Source organism: Oleiphilus sp. HI0066, assembly GCF_001635725.1.
Map to the genome: position 1 here is coordinate 1 of NZ_LWFH01001450.1, position 1,406 is coordinate 1,406.

General features: G+C 44.8%; 1 protein-coding gene and 1 pseudogene. Both read right to left on the bottom strand.

The annotated features are described in order from the left end of the window. Positions 1–1,081 (bottom strand): ribosome biogenesis GTPase Der (gene der / locus A3738_RS22610; RefSeq protein ID WP_082890111.1); only part of this gene is annotated, 1,081 nt, incomplete at its 3' end. 15 nt (positions 1,082–1,096) lie between these two features. After that, a pseudogene (locus A3738_RS22615) lies at positions 1,097–1,406 on the bottom strand (PQQ-binding-like beta-propeller repeat protein); the annotation flags it as partial.

Sequence of the window (1,406 nt, forward strand, 5' to 3'; positions counted from 1 at the left end):
GCAGTTCTGTCAGTCGTTTTGTTGGCCATTTAGCAAATGCTGACTTGTATGCCTGATCTATAGACTTATACATGTCACCCACACCACTTCCGTGCTTCGCAGAAATAAAGTGTGTATTTGCATAATCCATAAAGACTAATCGGCGAGAGAGCTCATTTTTTACAGCGTCTTTTTCTTCACCAGTCATGCCGTCCCATTTATTGACAGCAATAACAATCGCGCGTCCAGCATCCATTGCAAAGCCAAGTAGATGAAGATCTTGCTCAACAACTCCCTCACGAGCATCGATCACTAATACCACTACGTTGGAGTCAGCGATCGCCTGCAGTGTTTTTACAATTGAAAACTTCTCAACCGTCTCTTTTACATTTTTTCGGCGACGAACACCTGCAGTATCGATTATGGTGTAGGGCTTCTCTCTACGTTCGTAAGGAATATAAACGCTGTCTCGCGTTGTACCAGGCATATCGAAAACAACGACACGTTCTTCCCCCAGTAAGCGATTCACCAAGGTTGATTTACCAACGTTAGGACGACCAATGATTCCGATACTACAACCATGAGGCTCTTGGTCTTCCACCTCATCAGCTTCTGGAAAGTTATCGATAATCTCACTAGTCAAAGACGTGATTCCACGATTTTGTGAGGCTGCAGTTAAGTGATGGGTTCCTATACCAAGCTTATAAAAATCAGCTTCCACTGCGTCTTGACTCAACCCATCAACTTTATTTACGACAAGTTCGCACGGCTTACCTGACTGTCGTATCGACTTCGCAATGATCTCATCGGCGGGCGTTAAGCCGTCTCTTGCTGATACAACAAACAGAACCAAATCCGCTTCTTCAATCGCAAGATATGACTGTTCGGCCATCGCCATATCGATGCCTTCTTCGTCTCCCGTCAAACCACCCGTATCAATAACGATATACTTCTTATCGCCATGGTGACCCTCGCCATATTTTCTGTCACGAGTCAGCCCCGGATAGTCAGCAACAATCGCATCGCGCGACTTTGTCATCCGGTTAAAGAGAGTTGATTTCCCAACATTTGGTCGCCCTACAAGAGCTATTACAGGAACCATTTAATCGTATTCCGCTTAAAGATTTAATTCGTAGGTGTACAGATCGCCAGAACGAGTATAGACGTAGAGTGTGGATTCAACGACTTTGATGCGTCCTAATACGCCATCACTATCGGGGCGAACACGCCCTACAAGTTCGCCATTGCTTAAATCAAGAAAATGAACATAACCCTCAAAATCAGCGACCACTCCATAATTTAGAATTGTCGTAACAGCACCTAAACGTCGGTATAGAAGTTTTTCCGTTTCCCAAAGCTCTTTGCCTGTCGATGCCTCGACCGCAAAAACTCTTCCGTCGGAATCTGCAGAAATAATAGTATTCCCA